Here is a 21,149-nt window from a genome sequence, read left to right on the forward strand (position 1 = left end):
CTAATCTAATTTATTTTCTTTTGAATTGACTTTATTTAATTCTTCAATATCTAAAATGTCTTTAGTCCGATTAGCTGCAAATTTAGATTTAATTAAATTTTCATAATCAATAAAATTAACTTTCACCCCAGCAATTTCAACAACTGTTGCGTTATTTAACAACTCATCAAAAGAGATATCTTCAAGTCCTTTTACACTTGTCATTAAGTCTAATCGCATTCCAAAACCAATATTTACATCTGTATATCCGGGAATAAATTGCATCGTTTCAACATTTGGAAATTCAATTAATTTTGATGCTTTAAGCGCTTTATTAAGTTTTAAACGATTTTCTAAGGTATCTTTGAAAAAAACATCCATATCACCTGTATTTCTATTATACCCATAGATATTGACAGCAAAACCTCCAATAATAATATATTCTAATTTTTCAAAATCAAAATTTTTCCAAATCTCAAAAACTTCAGGTATCATTATTTCTTAATTTTAATAATTTTTGCAGTTTTTAAAGCATAGGATATTTCAATTAATTTCATTAATCGCTCTAACCTTTCAAAATAGGATAAAGATTGCATCTCAATGATATGTTCTTTTTCAGATTTTGTCATTTTATAGCATTACAAATTATTGAGCAACTTGCTGAGTTTTCTTTCTCCAATAAAAAATACCTAATCCAATTACACCCAACATTAAAACAGAGCTAATTAATGCAATCATTCCCCCTGTTTTCACTACTTCAGGTTCAAATTTAAATTCAATAGTATGTTTCCCAGCTGGAATTTGCAATCCTCTTAAAACATAATTCACATTTAAGATTGTTGCTTCTTTTCCATCAATTGTAGCTATCCAACCTTTTGGGTAATAAATTTCAGAAAACACCCCAAAACCAGCGTTTGAATTAGTTGATACATACTTCAAATAATTAGGTTTATAAGTTTCTAAATTTATGGTAGCAGTTGAATCTTTCGTAAAAGTTGCGGCTATCGTTACATCTTTGTTTTCCTTTTTTGACAATGTAGCTTCATCCTTCGTTTTTAAAGAATTTAAAGCTTTCATTTCTTCATCTGCTGAATTCACAAATTTTAGTTTTGAGACAAACCAAGCATTTCCATTGGCATTCGGATTTTGCAAGGCCATTGGCGCTCCTTGTTCATTCGTTTGAATCACATATTTTGTATTCAACATATTCAATACTTCAATATTATTCTTAGCGATTTGGTAATCAAACAACTCCTGCATTTTTTTTGGCTTGGCTGCATGATAACCGCCAATTGATTTATGGAAGAAAGAAGCACGAGCACTGTTCATATTTCCATCCATTTCGAAAACTCTAAAATGTGATTTATCTTCAAGAATTCGTTTATCGGCTTCTGTTTCTTCAAAAGGACGTTCAATTTGTGATTTCGATACAAAATCTTCCGCTTTTACGTAATTTTTAGCTACAAAGAACAAATCGAAAACCATTACTAAACCAACTAAAAGTACGGTATTGAATTGTGAAAATGTCTTTTTAGTATAGAAAAACAGAACTGCAAAAGCAACCGCTAGAAACCCTAAGGAACGATAAATTGTTGAGAAATACATAGCTTTTCTATCTTCTTTCAATACATCCATAAAATTAGCTCCATATTGTTTCGCATAAAACTCATCATTTAAACTTGTAAATGAGAATGATCCGCTCAACAACAATAACACTACTAAAATTCCCGCTACAATTCCACCTGCATATAACAATGATTTGCCGCGCTCAGTTTCATCACTATTCACAAATGCAGATAATCCTAAAATAGCTAAAACAGGCATGCACAATTCTAATAAAACTTGAATGGATGAAACCGCTCTAAATTTATTGTACATAGGTACATAATTGATGAAGAAATCGGTTAAAGGAGCAAAATGTTTACCCCATGAAAGAGCCAATGAAAACACCACACCCACTGCCAATGCATATTTAATTTTCCGTTTTTCAACAAACAATGCAAGTATTGCCAAAAAGAAAACTACTATTCCAATATAAGCAGGAGCGGCAACAATAGGCTGTTCTCCCCAATAAGTTGGCATGTGTTTAACCAAATTTACAGCTTCACTTTCAGGAACATTTTGTGCTACAATAAATTGGTACATCGATGAATCCGGACCTAAATCTTCTGAATTTGAACCACCAAACAATTTTGGAGCAATTAAATTTAAACTTTCGCCAATACCATAACTGTATTCGGTTATATATTCATAGCTCATGGCGTTATCATCGATTTTTTTCTTGCCCTCTGCATCAAAAGACAATTCACTATTACTTCGTGTTGAATACTTAGCATATTCTGAAGTGGCTAATAAATTGGTTGCGTTTGCTCCTACTGCTAAAATTGCACCAATTGCAAATACACCTAACACTTTAGTTAAATGTTTAAAATCTTTTTCTTTTATAATTTCAATGAAATAATAGCCTCCAATAATTAACAATAAAAACAAGAAATAATAGGTCATCTGGAAGTGATTTGCCTGAATTTCCAAAGCAGCGGCTAGCATGGTTACAATTCCTCCTAAAACATATCTTTTTTGGAAAACCCATAAAACACCTGCTAACAATAACGGCATATAAGCAATAGCATGTGCTTTCGCATTATGTCCAACACCTAAAATAATGATCAAATACGTTGAAAATCCAAAAGCTAAAGCACCAAAAAAAGCTTTTAATGGCTTCATTTTCAAGCTTAACATTAAGACATAAAATCCTAAAAAATATAAAAACAAATAATCGGCCGGTCTAGGTAAAAAACGTAAAACACTATCTAAGTCTTTTATATAGTTATTAGGATATTTAGCTCCTAATTGATAGGTTGGCATCCCACCAAAAGCACTATTAGTCCAATACGGTTCTTCCTTATATTCCTTTCTAAAGTCGATTTGTTCTTTAGCCATTCCGGTATATTGAGCAATATCGGACTGAAAAATTTGTTTTCCTTGTAAAGTTGGATAAAAATAAATTAATGCAATTGCAATAAAACCAATTAATGCATACAAATGCGGGGCAAACTTATTTAAGTTCTTCATTTCTTTGTTTTGGATTAAATAATGTACAAAAATAAAAAAACTCCGATAATACGGAGCAATTTATTCCACTTCTTCAAAATCAATGTACTCACCTACCTGTTTTGTCGGTTTTGGAGTAGCCTTTTTTGATTCAGTTTGCGTTTGATTTTGATTATGTGTGTGATAATTTTGTTGTTGCTGATCAAATTGTTTCTTAATATGTTCTTCTGCTTTTTTTGCCATTTGTTGCACCAAATAAGGCGCTAATAATCGCATTAAAAATTTAAACAAGTAATAGAACAAAAGAATATAAAATAACGTTTTGATTAATCCTTGTAAACTTGCCGTATCCATTCTACTATTTTTTTCAAAAATAAGAATAAATATTTCACAACATACTTAAAATAATTATAAAATATTTTACATTTGAAAACTATAACCATTTAGCAAAATTTCTGAAGATATGATGCAATTAAAAAGAATACTACTAACTGCAACACTTTTTAGTGCATTTGTAGGAAAAGCACAGTTTACGGATGAAGTAAACTCCAATAGACCTGGTAAATCAATGATGGCATTTGCTGTTGGAAAAAAAATAATTCAAGCTGAAACTGGAGTAAATTACGTTTCAGAAAAACATAATCTTTTAAATTATCAAGCAAAAGGATTTAATGGAGAATTAGCTTTACGTTATGGCGTTTGGAAAGAAGAACTTGAAGTTATTGGTGAAATTCAATATCAAAAAGACAATTTCACTGCTTATAATATAGAAACAAACAGAAGTGCAATAAAAAATGCAGTTATTGGTGTAAAATATTTATTTTATGATCCATTTAAAAATTATGAAGAAAAACCAAATTTATACAGTTGGAAAGCAAATCACAGATTTAAATGGCGTCAATTTATACCAGCTCTTGCGGGCTATGCAGGAGCTAGTTTCAATTTAGACAAGAATAATTATTTTAGTTATGGACCTGAACTAGAATCAACTGTAAGTCCAAGAGCCATGATTATAGCACAAAATCACTTTGGAACCAGATGGGTATTAGTTACCAATTTAGCATATAATAAAATTGGAACAGATTATGCAAGTATCGATTATGTATTAACACTAACTAGAGGTATTAATCAAAATTGGTCTGCATTTATAGAAAATCAAGGCTATAATGGTAAGTATTACAGCGACGGTATTTTCCGATTAGGCGCTGCTTATTTATTCAAAAAAGACATGCAAATTGATGCTTCTTTTGGAACAAATATTAAGTCAACACCAGGAATATTTTACGGAGGAATTGGTTTAACTTGGCGTTTTATTAAAAACTATCAAGAAGTGAAAATGGCTAAACCAGGAACACAAAGTAAAATGGACAAAAAAATGGACAAAAAAGCCGAAAAAAATAAGAGAAAAGATTCAGTAGAATAAAATGATAGAGGTAAAAGAAATTTTCAGCAAAAAAGAATTAAAAGAATTTATAAATTTTTCATTTGAATTATATAAAGACAATCCTTATTGGGTTCCACCTTTGATTAATGATGAGCTTGAGACATTTGATAAATCTAAAAACCCAGCATTTAAGTCGGCAGATGCTCATTTTTATTTAGCTTATAAAGATGGAAAAATTGTAGGCAAAACTGTAGCCATTATTAATTGGGATGAAGTTAATCAATTAGGCAAAAAGAAAGTACGTTTTGGATGGTTCGATGTCATTGATGATGTTGAAGTTACAAAAGCATTATTGTCCAAAGTTGAAGCATTTGGTCGTGAACATAAAATGGAAAACATGGAAGGTCCCTTAGGCTTTTCAAATTTAGACAAAGTTGGTGTTTTAACTGAAGGATTTGACCAACAAGGTTTAATGATTACATGGTACAATCATCCTTATTATAAAGATCATTTTGAACAATTAGGTTTTGTTGAAGAAAAAAAATATATTGAAAGTAAATTTCCTTTCAAAAACGTAGACATTGCTCCTTTTGAAAAAATTGCAAATGTTTTAAAACAAAGATATGAGTTGAAACCTATAAACTTTACCAACTCAAAAGACATTATGCCTTATGTTGATAAAATGTTTGAGTTGTTTAATTCTACTTATTCAAAATTACAATCATTTGTTGCAGTTAACGCAACACAAATTGAATATTTTAAAAAGAAATATATTGGATTAATTAATCCAGAGTATATAAAATTTATTGAAGACAAGAATGGCAATTTAGTTTCTTTCAGCATAGTTATGCCTGATTTTTCAGAAGCATTAATTAAAGCAAGAGGTAAATTATTTCCATTTGGGTTTTACCATTTATTAAAAGCAAGAAAAAACAACAAAACTGCTGTTTTTTATTTAATAGGTGTTTTACCAGAATACCAAAGTAAAGGTATTACAGCTATTGTATTTGATGAATATGCTAAAACATTTAAGAAAAATGGCATAGAAACATGCATTAGAACTCCAGAATTAGAAGAAAACCATGCCATTCATAATCTATGGAAGCATTTTAATCCTACAATTCATAAAAAAAGAAGTACTTATATTAAACAATTATAATTTTTAAACTATGTTTGGAGACATTATGGGAATGATGGGCAAAATTAAAGAAACCCAACAAAAAATTGAAGCGACAAAACAAAGATTAAATTCGGTTTTAGTAGATGAAAAAAGCAGCGATGGCTTATTAGAAATAACTATGACTGCAAATCGTGAAATTAAGAACTTACACATTGCTGATGAACTACTTCAAGATAAGGAAATGCTTGAAGATTATTTAATTACTACGTTAAATAAAATAATCACTAAGGCAACAAATATAAATGAAGCTGAATTAGCTGCGGTTGCTAAAGAAGGCATGCCAAACATACCGGGTATGGATCTATTTAAATAAAAAAAGGAACTTTATAGTTCCTTTTTTTTTATTTATGAATTGATTACTAATCTAAAGCCTTCACCATGAATATTTAAGATTTCAACTCTTTCATCTCTTTTAAGATATTTTCTTAATTTAGCGATATACACATCCATACTACGTGATGTAAAATAATTATCGTCTCTCCAAATTTTTGTTAAAGCTAACTCTCTTGGCATTAAATCATTAACGTGTAAAGCTAACATTTTTAACAATTCAGATTCTTTTGGAGACAATTTCACAGGTTCCTCAGTACCATATGATAAAAATCTTAATTTAGAATTTAAGTGAAATTTACCAATTTCAAATTCGAATACGTTTGAATCCGGTTTAGTCTCTGAAGCTTTTCTTTGCATGATTGCTTTTATTTTCATCAATAAAACTTCAGAATCAAAAGGTTTGTTCAAATAATCATCTGCCCCCACTTTATAACCTTTTAAAACATCTTCTTTCAATGTTTTTGCTGTTAAGAAAATGATAGGAACTTCTTGATTTTTTTCTCTTATTTCTCTTGCTAACGTGTACCCATCTTTATAAGGCATCATTACATCAAGAATACATAAATCAAATGTTCCTTTTTTAAATTTTTCAAATCCCTCCATACCATTTTTGGCAAGAGTAACTTCAAAATCATTAATTACTAAATAATCTCTTAAAACTGAACCAAAATTTGGATCGTCTTCTACTAATAATATCTTTTTTGCTTCCATAACTAATTAATTAATGGCAATTTTATTATAAATGTACTTCCTTTTCCTTTTTCACTCTCTACAAAAATCTGACCATTATGATCATCAACAATTTGTTTAACATATGCCAACCCCAAACCGTGTCCTTTAACATTGTGTAAATCACCTGTATGCTCTCTAAAAAATTTATCAAAAACTTTTTTCTGAGCAACTTTTGACATTCCTATACCGTTGTCTTGAATTTTAATTAAAATATAATCTTTAATATTCTCAGTAAACACATTAATTACAGGTTTATCAATTGAATATTTCATTGCATTATCTAAAATATTAACCAAAACATTTGTAAAATGGACATCATTTAAAAGCACAGTATTTCGTGTTGCATTAAAATGAGTATTTATTATTCCTTCTTTATCTTCTAATATTAAACTCACATGATCAATAGCGTCTTCTATGAATTCATCAACTTGGTGAGGTTCTTTATTAATTTCTAATTCGTTTCGTTCTAATTTTGAAATTCTCAATACATTTTCAACTTGAGCATGCATTCGTTTGTTTTCATCTTTAATCATTTGAAGATATTTTTGAACCTTTTCCTTATCTTCAATGATTTTTGGATTTCTTATGGCATCTAATGCTAAATTGATAGTTGCAATTGGTGTTTTAAACTCATGCGTCATATTATTAATGAAATCTGTTTTGATTTCAGAAATTTGTTTTTGAGTTATTAATTGTTTTAAAGCACTACTGTAGGTTAATATAATAATTAACGTGAAAAGTAGTGATAAAATTGTCATAGGAACCAATTCCGAAAACACATAATTAGTTTTATTGGGAAATCGAACTAATAATTCGTACTTAGAATTCCCGTCAGCATCCATTAATATAGGCATTCCATAAGTGGTGCATTTATCTAATCTAAACTCTTCCGATTTAATTTTAGTGGCTAATCCGTTGCTATAAACGGCGTATTCAAAAGGTGTTTTAATACCTGCTTTATTCAATTCAAAACTTAATATACTTTGTAGCAAATTTGCTGAAAGTCTTCTATGAATTGGTCTTTGTGATACAATATCTCTAAAGGCAACGTAAAATTGAACTCGATCTAAAACTTCTAAATTTCCGGATTTTTCAATTGTTACATCAGGTTTTGATTTGATAGAAGAAGTAGTACCATCTAAAGAATTATTTTTATAAACTTCAGTTTTTCTTTTTGAAATATAATTTTTGATACCTATAGGATAGGCGCTTTTATCAAAAAAAGAACCATCAATACCATAATCTTCAGGAATTATTGTATTTGTATAGATTACCGTTTCATTGGTTTTTGAATCTTTATCATAAAAATAAATTTTCCTCAATTGTTCTCTTTTTGGTTCTCTACCTAAACTATCTTTGATTTGAAAATAACGTTTATAAAAATCCATTACCTCTTTATCATCCAGTTTTTTTGCAACATTATTAAGAACTTGTTGAGTATGATGTTTAAATTGTTCGTCATTTTTAATAAATGAGCTATTAATCCAATACAATTGAACTATAATAATTCCAATCATGGAAATACTCATTAAAAAAACTAATATTCGAAACTTGGTTTTATTCATCTCTTACAAAATTACAACCTAAAATGGAAGTGTTAAGAAGATTAACCAAACATTAACATTTATGTTAATTTTTAAAGAAATTTTAATTTTTGAAGTATAATTTCGACTTGTTTGTGCGTTTTTTCTAATTTTTCATTTTCAACTACATAAGTAGCTAATTTTATTTTTTCTTCTTCAGGCATTTGATTATTAATCACTTGAAGCACTTCTTCCCTAGTTTTATGATCTCTCTTCATTACTCTTTCCACTCGAATTTCAATTGGAGCTGTTACTAAAATTGTAGCGTCACAATACAAATGACCATTTGTTTCAAATAAAATGGCTACTTCTTTTATTACAAATGAAAACGATGCGTGTTTTTCTAACCAAGTATTAAAATGAGCTTTTACTTTAGGATGAATCAGTGCGTTTAATGCATTTAATTTTTCTTTATTATGAAATACAATTTGACTAATTTTTTTACGATCTAATTTTCCGAAATTATCAATAACTTTTTCTTCAAATAATTGTTGAACCTCGGCGATTACTTCGTTATAGTCCATTATCTTTTTTGCTTCATCATCAGCAATATAAACTGGAACCCCTTTTTCTTTAAAAAAGTTTGCGACCGTAGTTTTTCCACTTCCAATTCCGCCTGTTAATCCAATTATTTTAGTCATGCTTATTTTTTAAAAAACATTTTTGGAAAAGCAAGTTCAGGTTCTTTATTTAATAAATGCACTTGAATGTAAGAATTTAAAAAACCTTTACCATAGCCATAAAATTGAATAATTGCAGCTATTATTGAATAATATCCAATTTTAATACTTTTATTTTGAATGGTAGACACTATCCCCAAGATTAAAAAATAACATCCAAATAAATAAATAAAATAGGGAACTTTAAAAAAAGTTAGCAATAATGAACCTAAAAATCCTAACATAAACAACGTAGGAAACCAAAATGTAATTTTAGCATATTCTGGGTACCATTTATTTAATATTGGTCGTGCTAAACCAAATTTATTGACTTGAATGTAAAATTTATTCCAATCAATTCTTCGCTTATGAAATACATATGCTTCGGATATTAGCTTCGTTTGAAATCCGGCCTTCCAAAGTCTAATCGATAAATCGGGGTCTTCTCCAGGATGAATATTTCCAAAACCTTCAGAAACTTCAAAAGCTTTTTTAGAAATCCCCATATTAAAACTTCTGGGTTGAAATTTTCCTATTTTTTCACTTCCTCCTCTAATTCCACCGGTAGTTAAAAAAGAAGTCATAGTAAAATTAATAGCTTTTTGAATATCCAAAAAACTATCCAACGCTTTATCAGGACCACCGAAACAATCCACATATTCACTATCTAATGAACGCTTTACCTTTTCTAAATAATCTGAAGGAATAATACAATCCGAATCTAGAACAATAAAATAATCTCCTTTAGCTACACGCATTCCAAAGTTTCGTGAATCACCAGGCCCAGTATTTGCCTTGTAATAATAACTAATAGACAACGAAGTATATTTTTCTACAATTAATTTACAATCTATTGAAGAACCGTCTTCAATTATCACTATTTCATAATTTTCTTTGAAAGTTTGGCATACTAAACTTTCTAATAATTCATCAATCTCGTCGGGTCTATTATAAACAGGAATAATTAAAGAAAAATACATTTTTTTTTCGCAAAGATAAATAATAAAAACAAAAAAAGTCCCGATTATTCATCGGGACTTTAAGAATATAATTTAAATTATATTATTGTTTAACAACTTTAATTGTATGAATCATATCTCCAGAAGAAATTGTTACAATGTAAGCACCTGCTGACAAATCAGACATGTTTACTTGAACATTAGTATCATTTACATTCTTAGTCATTACTTGTTGTCCTAATAAATTAGTCACTTTTACATTTGTAATTGCTGTTGAATATGATAAATTCAATACATCTTTTACTGGGTTTGGATAAGCAACAAAATTACTTAAATCAAAACTTGAAGTTGCTAATGAAGTATCAACTGTAAAGTCTAATGTTACACCATACGAACCATTATAACAAGGTGCAGGAGGAACTTGTCCAGAATCTGCAGTACCAATTCTCATTCTATGTGGTCCTGAAGGAGCTGTTAGAGGCATAGTAAATGAAGCATCTACTGTATTCGGTTGAACATTAGTACAAGCAATACCCGTTTTTACTAACTCTCCAGCATCATCAAAATCAAAATCATTATTGAAGTCAATCCAAACATTTATATCATAAGTATAACCTGTTGAGAAAGTCAATTGTAAATTTGCTGTAGCACCAGGAGCGATAATTTCAGGTGTAGCAGTATTATTTACATAAGTAACCGGAGTAATCGTATATGGAGTTGCACCTAAAACTACATTTGTAATTCCTGAATTATCCAAAGAAGAAGGAACAGATACACAATAACATCCATTAACAGCTGTTGTAAATGATTGTTCAGTACAACCCGTTGCACTTCCTGCACCATTGTAAGGCACAACTTTCCAAAAATACTGAGTATTATTTAATCCTGAGAAGCTATAAGATGTAACACTTACAGGCACTGCATTCGCAATATCAGAACCTCCAGAAGTTGTTCCGATGGTAACATAATATCCAGTAGCAAGTGGTTCTGCTGTCCAAGATAAAGTAGAAGCAAAATTTCCACAAGTTGCATCAGGTGTTGCTGTTAAGCCAGTAGCACAAGACGGAGGTGTTGCTGGTGTTAATTTTAATTCAAAATCATCAAAAGAAACATACCAAGGATTACCCGTAGATTCATTTACTCTAACTGCAAAATAATAAGTTCCTGAAGTAGCTGGTACAAATGTTGCAGTAACTTTATTATAAGCTTGAGCTGCATAAGTAGTTCCTGTTCCAGGTACATTATAAGTAGTTCCAATTTGCGTTGCTCCTGTTGAATTTTGTGCTGAATTCACAAAATAATCTACAACCCAAGTAGTACCATTATCTCCTTGAATGAATGAAGAGAAATCATAAGAAGTTCCTGCAACTAAATCAAATCCTGGAGTCCAAATAAATTCATTTGTTGCAGACCAAGGATTTCTAATAAATTTAGTTCCTGTATTTGAAGTACTGTAAGTATCATTTGAATTTCTAGATTCCCATCCTCCATTTTGTTTAAACCAACATGAAGGGAAATTAGTTGTACCAACTGTAGTTAATCCTTCAAATCCTTCAGTCCAAGGTAATGTAGTAATTGGGGCACAAGCCGTTGTAAAAGTAGAAGTAATCCAATTTCCATAAACTGCACCAGAACAAAGTGGTCTTACATGAACATAATATACTGTTTGAGGAGTTAAAGCAGTTGCTTGTACAAAAGTAGTTGCAATTGAAGTGCCTGAAGCTGGCGGTGTTGCAGAAGTTGTAACTGCATATTCATAACCAATTGCTCCCGATCCACTCAAGTCATCCCAAGAAGCATCTACTGTAGTTGCAGTAATTGTACCAATTACTAACCCAGTTTGATCAGGACATGTAGGCGAAAGTCTAATTTGGAAATTATCAACAAAGAAGTCTGTATCATCAGTACCGTCAGTAGCTCCTGATACAACTCTATATGCAAATCTTACGGTTTGACCTGCATAAGCATCTAAATCAAACACATAAGGTGAACCAGTTGCAGCTGGAGTATTAGCATTATCAAAAGTATAAATAACTGACCAATTCGCTAATCCATTTGAAACTAGTACTTCCACCACATCACCTGCATCCCATGCAGTTGTTGGAGCTGTTGTACCATTCCATTGTGTTAAAGCAGCATCAAATTTTAATTCATATCCTGAAGTTGGAATTGAATATTCAGGAGAGATAATCCAATCATTTGCTCCTGTTGTGTAATGATTATAAGCAATCGATCCTGTAGTTCCAACATTTGCAAATCCATCGGCTTTCCATGAATTATTACCAAAAGTAGCTGGACCAGCTGTTAAATCTCCATTATCACCTTTAATCCAACAAGAAGGTAAAAAAGTAGCAAATGGTTCTAATACAGGGAACGTTGTTACAGGCGCACATGCAGTAGTAAACGTACCTGTTATCCAATTTCCATAAGTAGAACCAGCACAATTTGCTCTAACATGGAAATAATAAACCGTTTGAGGTAATAATCCTGTTGCTTGTACAAAAGATGTAGCAATAACAGTTCCTGAAGCAGGAGGTGTTGCAGAAGTAGTTACTGCATATTCATAAGCTACAGCTCCAGAACCTGATAAATCTGTCCAAGAAGCATCAACTGTATAGGCTGTAACATTCCCTAATACTAATCCTGTTTGATCAGGACATGCAGGTGATAATCTAACTTCAAAATTATCAATTGAAAAATCAATATCTGCTAAACCATTTGTCGCTCCTTCTACAGCATGAAATGCAAAACGGACATTTTGTCCTGCATAAGCATCTAAATCTATAATATTTGGTGAACCAGTATTTGAAGGCTGGTTGGTGTCATTATATGTAAATAATGGCGTCCAGTTAGTAGTAGAACCACCAGTTGCCACTAAAACTTCAATGTAATCATCAGATTCCCATGGCGTTGTAGGAGAAGTAGTAGAAGCCCACTGTGTAGCCGCTGCATCAAATTTTAATTCATATCCTGAAGCAGGAATGTTAATTACTGGTGAAACCACCCAATCATTTGCTCCTGTTGTAAATATTTCATTACGAATTGCACCTGTTGTCCCTACATTAGCGAAACCATCTACAACCCAACCAGAACCAGTTGATGCTGTTGGACCCGTAGTTAAATCTCCACCAAACATATTTGTCCAACATGAAGGTAAAAAAGTAGCAAAAGGTTCAGTCACTGGTGCCGTTAAAATACTTGGACTTACCAATAAAGATGTGGAAGCTGTTGTATTTCCAGAACAAGTAACTTCACAATAATACGTATCAGAAGCAGTTACAGAAGGAACTGTATAAGTTGCTGAATTAGCACCCGAAATAGGTAAACCATTTAAATACCATTGATAAGTAACACCCGTTCCAATTGTAGGGTTTTGTAAAGATAAAACAACTGAGGAACCGAAACATGGTGTAGAAGTTGATGCAATTGTATTTCCTGGAGCAGGTGTACCTGAACAAGGAGAATTAGTATAAGTTAATTGCGTATTGTAAATTCTAGTTTGACTTGAAGATAAATTACCCGTAATTGCAGCACTGTTTGATGTACCAACTGCTTGAGCACCAGTAACTGTTGTATACATCCAAGAAAAGCTTCCAGAAGAATATGGAGAAGCAGTAGGGGTTAATTGCCAATTAATAGCCGTTTCAATTGCTCCACCTGTGTAAATAAATGGTGTTGAAAATGTAAATTCAACCCATCCAGCTGCAGCAGGAAAAGAAGCATTATTCAAAGCCGTGTTATTGTAAACATTGGTTGCTCCTGAAATCCAAGTAGCAAAATTTTGAGTCGTAACTAAAGACGTTGCACTTGAATTTTTCATGTAAAGATTTAAAGTCGCTGTATTAGTTCCAGACAAAACATTTGCATCATTTTTGTAATATGCAATCTTTGTAATTGTAGAACCTGCGGTAATACCAGCAGCACTTAAATCTGCAGCAGTAAGCAATTGCACACTTTGCGAAAAATGAAAGGTGCTTGTAGAACTGGACCTATAAATAGGAGTCCCATTTGTTCCGGAAGCTGAAGTAGTACCCGTTCCAATAGTGACAGTTGTCTGAGCAAAGGACAACCCACATATTAGAATAGCAAACATCCAAAAAGTAATTTTTTTCATTATGATTTAATTATTGTTAATTAACTGTAAAGTAAATAATTAATTTATTAACATAAAAGTAATCCAGAAAAAAAATCTACATAACATTGATTAAATAAAAAGAAAAAAATTACAAACTAGTAACTTTATAAAGATTTATAACATTTTTGTAAAATTATTAAATATTTAAAACAAAAAAGGCCCCACAAATGTGGAACCTTTAATCAATATAGTATTAAAGTTAATTATTGTTTAACAACTTTAATTGTATGAATCATATCTCCAGAAGAAATGGTTACAATGTAAGCACCTGCTGATAAATCAGACATGTTTACTTGAACATTAGTATCATTTACATTCTTAGTCATTACTTGTTGTCCTAATAAATTAGTCACTTTTACATTTGTAATTGCTGTTGAATATGATAAATTCAATACATCTTTTACTGGGTTTGGATAAGCAACAAAATTACTTAAATCAAAACTTGAAGTTGCTAATGAAGTATCAACTGTAAAGTCTAATGTTACACCATACGAACCATTATAACAAGGTGCAGGAGGAACTTGTCCAAAGTCTGCTGAACCAATTCTCATTCTATGTGGTCCTGAAGGAGCTGTTAGAGGCATTGTAAATGAAGCATCTACCGTATTTGGCTCAACATTTGTACATGCGATACCCGTTTTTACTAACTCTCCAGCATCATCAAAATCAAAATCATTATTAAAATCAATCCATACATTTATATCATAAGTATAACCTGTTGAGAAAGTCAATTGTAAATTTGCTGTAGCACCAGGAGCGATAATTTCAGGTGTAGCAGTATTATCTACATAAGTAACCGGAGCAATCGTATATGGCGTTGCACCTAAAACTACATTTGTAATACCTAAATTATCCACAGAAGATGGAACTGATGAACAATAACATCCATTAACAGCTGTAGTAAACGATTGTTCTGCACAACCCGTTGCACTTCCTGCACCATTGTAAGGCACAACTTTCCAAAAATACTGAGTATTATTTAATCCTGAGAAGCTATAAGATGTAACACTTACAGGCACTGCATTCGCAATATCAGAACCTCCAGAAGTTGTTCCGATGGTAACATAATATCCAGTAGCAAGTGGTTCTGCTGTCCAAGATAAAGTAGAAGCAAAATTTCCACAAGTTGCATCAGGTGTTGCTGTTAAGCCAGTCGCACAAGACGGAGGTGTTGCTGGTGTTAATTTTAATTCAAAATCATCAAAAGAAACATACCAAGGATTACCCGTAGATTCATTTACTCTAACTGCAAAATAATAAGTTCCTGAAGTAGCTGGAACAAATGTAGCTGTTACTTTATTGTAAGCTTGTGCTGCATAAGTAGTTCCTGTTCCTGGCACATTATAAGTAGTTCCAATTTGCGTTGCTCCTGTTGAATTTTGTGCTGTATTTACGAAATAATCAACTACCCATGAATTTCCATTATCTCCTTGAATGAATGAAGAGAAATCATAAGAAGTACCTGCTACTAAATCAAAACCAGGTGTCCACATATATTCATTTGTTGCTGACCATGCATCTCTAATAAATTTAGTTCCTGTATTTGAAGTACTGAAAGTATCATTTGAATTTCTAGATTCCCAACCTCCATTTTCTTTATACCAACAAGATGGGAAATTATTTGCTCCAACTGTTGTTAATCCTTCAAATCCTTCAGTCCATGGCAAAGTCGTAATCGGTGCACAAGCAGTAGTAAATGTATACGTTGCCCATGTAGAATAAGCTCCAGATCCACAATCTGTTCTTACATGTAAATAATAAACCGTTTGAGGTGTTAAACCTGTAGGTTGTGCAAAAGTATTTGTTGTTGCTGTTCCAGAAGCAGGTGGAGTTGCAGATGTTGTAACTACATATTCGTAACCTACAGAACCAACCATTGCATCCCATGATAAATCAGCACCCGTTGCAGTAACATTCGATGAAGTTAAATTTACGGGCTCTAAACATGTTGGTGTAATTTCTAATTTAAAATCATCAAATGAAACATACCATGGATTTCCAGTTGCTTCATTAACTCTAACTGCAAAATAATAAGTACCTGAAGTTGAAGGCACAAAAGTTGCAGCAACTTTATTATACGATTGAGCAGCATATCCAGAATTTGTTCCAGGTACATTATAAGTTGTACCAATTGGAGTTGCGCCCGTTGAATTTTGAACTGTATTCACAAAATAATCAACCACCCATGAATCTGCATTATCTCCTTGAATAAAAGAAGAGAAATCATAAGAAGTACCTGCTACTAAATCAAACCCTGGAGTCCAAATATATTCATTAGTTGCAGACCATGCATTTCTGATAAATTTAGTTCCCGTTCTAGCTGTACTAAAAGTATCATTTGAATTTCTTGATTCCCATCCTCCATTTTCTTTAGACCAACAAGAAGGAAAATTCGTTGTTCCAACCGTAGTTAATCCTTCAAAACCTTCTGTCCAAGGTAAAGTTGTAATTGAAGCACATAAAGTTGTAAATGAAGCTGTAGTCCAATTACCATACAAACCACCTGAACATACAGAACGTACATGAATATAATAAAGTGTTTGAGGCGCTAAACTTGAAACAGAATTAAATGTTGTTGCTATTGCAGTTCCAGAAGCAGGAGGTGTTGCAGAGGTAGTAACAGCATATTCATATCCAACTGCACCAGCTCCAGATGTATCATCCCAAGAAAAATCAACTGTAGTTGCTGTTACGGTGCCAACTATTAATCCTGTTTGATCAGGACAAGTTGGAGATAATCTTACATTAATATAATCAACAAAGAAATCCGTATCGTCACCACCATCAGTTGCAGCTGTAACTGCTCTAAATGCAAATCTTACCGTTTGACCAGCATAAGCATCTAGATCTTCTACATAACTTAAACCTGACGCAGGTGGAGTATTTGCATTATCAAAAGTTCTTAAAACTGTCCAATTTGTTAATCCATTTGAAATCAAAACTTCAACAGCATCACCAGCATCCCATGGAGTAGTTGGTGCTGTTGTACTATTCCACTGTGTTAAAGCAGCATCATATTTTAATTCATATCCAGTTGTAGGTATAGAAAATTCTTGAGTGATTACCCAATCATTATCTCCAGTAGTGTACATATTATATTTAAACGAGTTTAAAGTAGTACCCGTATTTAAATATTGATCTTGTGTCCAATTACTTCCAACAAAAGTTGCAGGACCTGCTGTTAAATCACCATTATCCGCTTTATACCAACAATTATTTGGTAAAAAAGAAGTAAATTGTTCCATATAAGGATAAACTGTATTTGGTCCACAAGTTGTAAAACTTGATTCTGTACAACCAGTTGCATCACCATTGGCATTATAAGGAATAACCGTTACATAATATGTTGTCCCAGGAGCTAATACACCTAAATTATAGGATAAAACATTTCCAGCATCAAACATATTTAACAATTGAGTACCACCAGGTGTAGTTCCAACGTTTAATCTATAACCTGTTGGAATTCCAGTAGCACTGTTCCAAGTAATTGTAGAGCTACTAACATTTACCGCACCATTTGCAGGAGATGATAAAACTGTACAGTTTGGCGGAGTAGTTGTAGGTTGAGTTGCAGAGATATTATCAATATAAACATAATAATCACCTGAAGTTCCCCATACACAATTCCATCTTATTTTAACATTTGATCCAGCAGGCACGCTAGCTCCAGGCACAACATAAGTAACGGTTGCACATGTATTTGCTACTACGTGATTTGTATTATTAATTACACCTGCACTTAAAGTCCAAGTAGCCCCATTATCTAAAGACACTTGTGTTGTAATTGTACCATTAAATGGAGAAGTAGCAGTTGTTGCTGCCGACCAATCTACAACTTTATAATCAAATGAAATAGTCAAATTAGCTCCATTTGACACCTGAGTATCTGAAGTTAATATTCCCGTTGTACTAGTACTATAATTGTTTTTTCTCCAGGCCGCAGTCGCACAGGATTGTGTTGTAGTAAGTGATCCAGCTCCTAAATTCCACCCAGCAGGAGTGGTAGTCGTTGGAAAACTTTGAATTATACCTATTTGAGCATTTGAAGCAAATACTATAAGCAGGAATAACCATAATGTAATTTTTTTCATAAATAATGGTTTAATTGTTAAGCATTTGTAAAAATAGTTAAATTTATCTTACATAAAAAACAGATAAATGACACTTAACAAAATTATCGATGAAAAACAAAATTATTCGATGAAAAACAAAAAAACCCGAAACTATTTCGGGTTTTTCACAATTATAATAAATTATGTTAATTATTTGATACTTGGTATCATAACCATTTCATTTGTATCTTTTGTGTAATCAATTTCTTTGAAACCAAATCCAAATAAATTTAAAAATCCATTTCTATATTCCTCTAAATCTCCATTATTCGTTAATGTTTCAGTACTAATAGATTTCCATAATTCGGCAATTTCATCTTGATATTGTTGTCTCATCTCCCAATCATCAATTCTGATTCTTCCTTTATCATCCGTAGGTATTTCAGATCCATTAAACAATCTATCCGAGAACAAACGTTCCATTTGTTCGATACAACCTTCATGACTGTTATCTTTTTTCATTATTTTGAACAATAAAGACATATATAGCGGCACAACTGGGATTGCAGAACTTGCTTGTGTTACCAAAGCTTTATTAACTGAAACATAAGCTTTACCATTTATTTCTTTTAAATCATTGGTAATTTCAAAAGCTGTAGCTTCTAAATGGTCTTTAGCTCTTCCTATAGTACCTTTTCTATAAACGGCTTCTGTCACCTCTGGTCCTATATATGAATAAGCTACAGTCATTGCGCCTTCTGCTAAAACTCCAGCGTTTTTCATAGCTTCCATCCACATTGACCAATCTTCTCCACCCATAACCACAACGGTATTATCGATATCTTCTTGTGTAGCTGGTTCAATGCTTACATCTGAAACAACACCTGTGTGAAAATCAACTGTTTTATTTGTAAACTTAGCACCAATTGGTTTTAATGTTGAACGGTGTAACACCCCAGTTTTAGGATGCATACGAACTGGTGAAGCTAAACTATAAATCACTAAATCAACTTGACCTAAATCTTTTTTAATTAAGTCAATTGTTTGCTGTTTTATTTCATCTGAAAAAGCATCACCATTAATACTTTTTGCATATAAACCTGCTTTTTCTGCTTCAATTTCAAAAGCAGCTGTATTATACCAACCTGGAGTGGCTGTTTTACCGGGCGCTGGTTCTTTTTCGAAAAAAACTCCTATTGTAGCAGCATCACATCCAAAAGCACTTGTAATTCTAGAGGCTAATCCAAACCCTGTAGAAGCTCCAATTACTAATACTTTCTTTGCACCATTAATTTTACCTTTTGATTTTACGTATTCAATTTGATTTTTTACATTTTGAGCACAACCAGCTGGATGAGCTGTTAAACATATAAATCCACGCATTCTTGGTTCGATAATCATATTCTTTGTTTTGTTTAGTTGTTCAATTTTAAAGCAAAAATACAATTATTAATTTAATAATGTTTTTGCATGATTAATTGCTGATTCTGTATATTCTTTTCCGGACAGCATTTCAGCAATTTCTTTAACTCTTTCGTCTAATGTTAGTGATACTATTTTAGAAAGAGTTGTATCGCCCTCACTGTATTTAAATACTTTATAATGCTGATTTCCTTTTGAAGCAATCTGAGGCAAATGCGTTATAGCAAACACTTGTCTTTTTTCACTCATACTTTTCATTATTTCAGCCATTTTTAGCGCAATTTCACCCGATACACCTGTATCAATTTCATCAAAAATTATGGTTGGTAAATTCGTATAATCGGCTAAAATAGATTTTATTGCCAACATGATTCTCGACATTTCTCCTCCAGAAGCTACTTTCTTTATTGTCCCGAAATTTGTTCCTTTATTTGCTGAAAATAGTAATTCAATTACGTTTTTACCATTTGAAAAATAAACGTCAGATACTTCTAATGAAAATTGAAATTTCGCATTGGGCATACCTAACTCGGCTAAAATATTTTCTGCTTTAGCAACAAATTGAGGTATTGCTCCTTCTCTATTATTGTGAATTTGGATAGCTAATTCATTAAGACTATTTTCTTTCTCCTTCAACTCTTCTTCTAACTTTAAAATAGAATCTTTTAAATCAGTTACTCTATTAAGTTTTGAAGACAAATGATCTTGAATTTTTATAAGCTCTTCAATTGTTGCTACTTGATGTTTTTTTTGCAAATCATAAATTGTTTGTAATCTAGATGAAACAAAAGCGAGTCGCTCTGGATCAAAAACAACTTTTTCTGCCAATAATTGACTTGTTTCGGTTATATCTTCTAATTCAATTAATGCAGATTGCAATCTTTCGAACAAATCGTGATAAATTTTCGAAAAAGAAGCAATTTTAATTAAAGCACTTTTAGCTTCTTTAACTGTTGCGATAAATCCAATTTGCTCTTCATTAGCAAAAGCAACAATTTTACTTAAACATTCATTAATAAGTTCAACATTATTTAAACTTTCTAGCTCTTCTTCCAGCTCTTTTTGTTCATCAATTTTTAAACCAACTTGTTCTAATTCATTAAATAAAAACAAATTATAATCTTGTTCTTTGACACTAGTTTCACTTTCAGCTTTAAGTTCAGAAAGAGCCTTACCTATTCGTTTATAGTTGGATAATTGAACAGTATATTCTTTGAGAAGACTGGCATTATTACCTATAGCATCTAAAACAGACAATTGATAGTCTTGCTGTTCCAGTTCACGTGTTTCGTGTTGTGAATGAATATCTAACAAATGCTCCGCTAAAACTTGAACTTCTGCTAAATTGGTTGGGGTATCATTTACAAATGCTCTTGACTTTCCTGAAGGCAAAATTTCTCTTCTTATTATTGTTGTGGTTTCATAATCTAATTCATTTTCAGCAAATAAATTTTCTAAATTATATTTATCCACTTGAAAAGTCGCTTCAACAATACATTTTTTTTCTTTATCTTTTAATGAAGATAAATCAGCTCTATTACCCATAATTAAACCAAGTGCGCCAAGTAAAATGGATTTACCTGCGCCAGTTTCTCCTGTAATTGTAGAAAATTGGTTAGAAAAATGAATCTCCAGATGCTCTATTAAAGCATAATTTTGAACAGATAAAGATAAAAGCAT

General features: G+C 31.8%; 15 protein-coding genes. 3 read left to right on the plus strand and 12 right to left on the minus strand.

Annotation, left to right across the window (positions count from 1 at the left end; translation table 11 throughout):
* From KQS_RS09215 to KQS_RS09225, 4 genes are read right to left on the minus strand one after another with little or no spacing between them, the layout of a single operon-like run.
* Nucleotides 1-474 carry a nucleotidyltransferase gene (locus KQS_RS09215; RefSeq protein ID WP_014388916.1) on the minus strand — a complete coding sequence of 158 codons (474 nt, stop codon included), beginning with the start codon at nucleotides 472-474 and terminating at the stop codon, nucleotides 1-3.
* The gene (locus KQS_RS14680; RefSeq protein WP_262487918.1) at nucleotides 474-608 is read right to left on the minus strand and encodes a hypothetical protein; all 135 of its coding nucleotides are present in this window, start codon (nucleotides 606-608) and stop codon (nucleotides 474-476) included. The genes KQS_RS09215 and KQS_RS14680 overlap by 1 nt, the downstream gene beginning before the upstream one ends.
* Before the next feature lie 16 nt (nucleotides 609-624).
* A complete protein-coding gene (locus KQS_RS09220) occupies nucleotides 625-3,051 on the minus strand; it encodes a YfhO family protein (RefSeq protein ID WP_014388917.1) in 2,427 nt (808 codons plus the stop codon).
* 60 nt (nucleotides 3,052-3,111) lie between these two features.
* Nucleotides 3,112-3,384, minus strand: a complete 273-nt coding sequence (locus KQS_RS09225; protein WP_014388918.1) for a DUF4834 family protein — start codon at nucleotides 3,382-3,384, stop codon at nucleotides 3,112-3,114.
* A gap of 109 nt (nucleotides 3,385-3,493) precedes the next feature.
* Between KQS_RS09225 and KQS_RS09230 the strand changes: the two genes are divergently transcribed.
* Genes KQS_RS09230 through KQS_RS09240 form a run of 3 tightly spaced genes read left to right on the plus strand, consistent with a single transcriptional unit; the run spans nucleotide 3,494 to nucleotide 5,907 of the window.
* Nucleotides 3,494-4,453: a transporter gene (locus KQS_RS09230; RefSeq protein WP_014388919.1), complete on the plus strand. Its 960-nt coding sequence runs from the start codon at nucleotides 3,494-3,496 to the stop codon at nucleotides 4,451-4,453.
* A gap of 1 nt (nucleotide 4,454) precedes the next feature.
* On the plus strand, nucleotides 4,455-5,573 hold the full coding sequence (locus KQS_RS09235; RefSeq protein WP_014388920.1) for a GNAT family N-acetyltransferase: 1,119 nt from the start codon (nucleotides 4,455-4,457) through the stop codon (nucleotides 5,571-5,573).
* Between the two features lie 10 nt (nucleotides 5,574-5,583).
* Nucleotides 5,584-5,907, plus strand: a complete 324-nt coding sequence (locus KQS_RS09240; protein WP_014388921.1) for a YbaB/EbfC family nucleoid-associated protein — start codon at nucleotides 5,584-5,586, stop codon at nucleotides 5,905-5,907.
* 32 nt (nucleotides 5,908-5,939) lie between these two features.
* Here the strand turns inward: KQS_RS09240 and KQS_RS09245 are convergent, their stop codons facing one another.
* The 8 genes from KQS_RS09245 to recN form a co-directional block, all read right to left on the minus strand.
* Nucleotides 5,940-6,638 carry a response regulator transcription factor gene (locus KQS_RS09245; protein ID WP_014388922.1) on the minus strand — a complete coding sequence of 233 codons (699 nt, stop codon included), beginning with the start codon at nucleotides 6,636-6,638 and terminating at the stop codon, nucleotides 5,940-5,942.
* A gap of 2 nt (nucleotides 6,639-6,640) precedes the next feature.
* Nucleotides 6,641-8,224: a sensor histidine kinase gene (locus KQS_RS09250; RefSeq protein WP_014388923.1), complete on the minus strand. Its 1,584-nt coding sequence runs from the start codon at nucleotides 8,222-8,224 to the stop codon at nucleotides 6,641-6,643.
* Nucleotides 8,225-8,295: 71 nt separating this feature from the next.
* Nucleotides 8,296-8,883, minus strand: a complete 588-nt coding sequence (gene coaE, locus KQS_RS09255; protein ID WP_014388924.1) for a dephospho-CoA kinase — start codon at nucleotides 8,881-8,883, stop codon at nucleotides 8,296-8,298.
* Nucleotides 8,884-8,885: 2 nt separating this feature from the next.
* Entirely contained in the window at nucleotides 8,886-9,881 is a 996-nt protein-coding gene (locus tag KQS_RS09260) for a glycosyltransferase (protein WP_014388925.1), read from the minus strand.
* 82 nt (nucleotides 9,882-9,963) lie between these two features.
* Nucleotides 9,964-13,974 (minus strand): GEVED domain-containing protein, encoded by a 4,011-nt coding sequence (locus tag KQS_RS09265; RefSeq protein ID WP_014388926.1) that lies wholly within the window; start codon nucleotides 13,972-13,974, stop codon nucleotides 9,964-9,966.
* A gap of 224 nt (nucleotides 13,975-14,198) precedes the next feature.
* A complete protein-coding gene (locus KQS_RS09270) occupies nucleotides 14,199-18,086 on the minus strand; it encodes a GEVED domain-containing protein (protein ID WP_014388927.1) in 3,888 nt (1,295 codons plus the stop codon).
* 171 nt (nucleotides 18,087-18,257) lie between these two features.
* Entirely contained in the window at nucleotides 18,258-19,448 is a 1,191-nt protein-coding gene (fabV, locus tag KQS_RS09275) for an enoyl-ACP reductase FabV (protein WP_014388928.1), read from the minus strand.
* Between the two features lie 48 nt (nucleotides 19,449-19,496).
* On the minus strand, nucleotides 19,497-21,149 hold the full coding sequence (gene recN / locus KQS_RS09280; protein ID WP_014388929.1) for a DNA repair protein RecN: 1,653 nt from the start codon (nucleotides 21,147-21,149) through the stop codon (nucleotides 19,497-19,499).

This window comes from Flavobacterium indicum GPTSA100-9 = DSM 17447, from assembly GCF_000455605.1.
Classification (GTDB): Bacteria; Bacteroidota; Bacteroidia; order Flavobacteriales; family Flavobacteriaceae; genus Flavobacterium; species Flavobacterium indicum.

What these genes read in the sequence shown, in the direction of transcription:
- recN (WP_014388929.1), bottom strand. Translation starts at nt 21,149, where the DNA reads ATGCTTTTATCTTTATCTGTTCAAAATTATGCTTTAATAGAGCATCTG.
- KQS_RS09260 (WP_014388925.1), bottom strand. Translation starts at nt 9,881, where the DNA reads ATGTATTTTTCTTTAATTATTCCTGTTTATAATAGACCCGACGAGATT.
- fabV (WP_014388928.1), bottom strand. Translation starts at nt 19,448, where the DNA reads ATGATTATCGAACCAAGAATGCGTGGATTTATATGTTTAACAGCTCAT.
- KQS_RS09270 (WP_014388927.1), bottom strand. Translation starts at nt 18,086, where the DNA reads ATGAAAAAAATTACATTATGGTTATTCCTGCTTATAGTATTTGCTTCA.
- KQS_RS09265 (WP_014388926.1), bottom strand. Translation starts at nt 13,974, where the DNA reads ATGAAAAAAATTACTTTTTGGATGTTTGCTATTCTAATATGTGGGTTG.
- KQS_RS09220 (WP_014388917.1), bottom strand. Translation starts at nt 3,051, where the DNA reads ATGAAGAACTTAAATAAGTTTGCCCCGCATTTGTATGCATTAATTGGT.
- KQS_RS09240 (WP_014388921.1), top strand. Translation starts at nt 5,584, where the DNA reads ATGTTTGGAGACATTATGGGAATGATGGGCAAAATTAAAGAAACCCAA.
- KQS_RS09225 (WP_014388918.1), bottom strand. Translation starts at nt 3,384, where the DNA reads ATGGATACGGCAAGTTTACAAGGATTAATCAAAACGTTATTTTATATT.
- KQS_RS09235 (WP_014388920.1), top strand. Translation starts at nt 4,455, where the DNA reads ATGATAGAGGTAAAAGAAATTTTCAGCAAAAAAGAATTAAAAGAATTT.
- KQS_RS09245 (WP_014388922.1), bottom strand. Translation starts at nt 6,638, where the DNA reads ATGGAAGCAAAAAAGATATTATTAGTAGAAGACGATCCAAATTTTGGT.
- KQS_RS09230 (WP_014388919.1), top strand. Translation starts at nt 3,494, where the DNA reads ATGATGCAATTAAAAAGAATACTACTAACTGCAACACTTTTTAGTGCA.
- KQS_RS09215 (WP_014388916.1), bottom strand. Translation starts at nt 474, where the DNA reads ATGATACCTGAAGTTTTTGAGATTTGGAAAAATTTTGATTTTGAAAAA.
- KQS_RS09250 (WP_014388923.1), bottom strand. Translation starts at nt 8,224, where the DNA reads ATGAATAAAACCAAGTTTCGAATATTAGTTTTTTTAATGAGTATTTCC.
- coaE (WP_014388924.1), bottom strand. Translation starts at nt 8,883, where the DNA reads ATGACTAAAATAATTGGATTAACAGGCGGAATTGGAAGTGGAAAAACT.
- KQS_RS14680 (WP_262487918.1), bottom strand. Translation starts at nt 608, where the DNA reads ATGACAAAATCTGAAAAAGAACATATCATTGAGATGCAATCTTTATCC.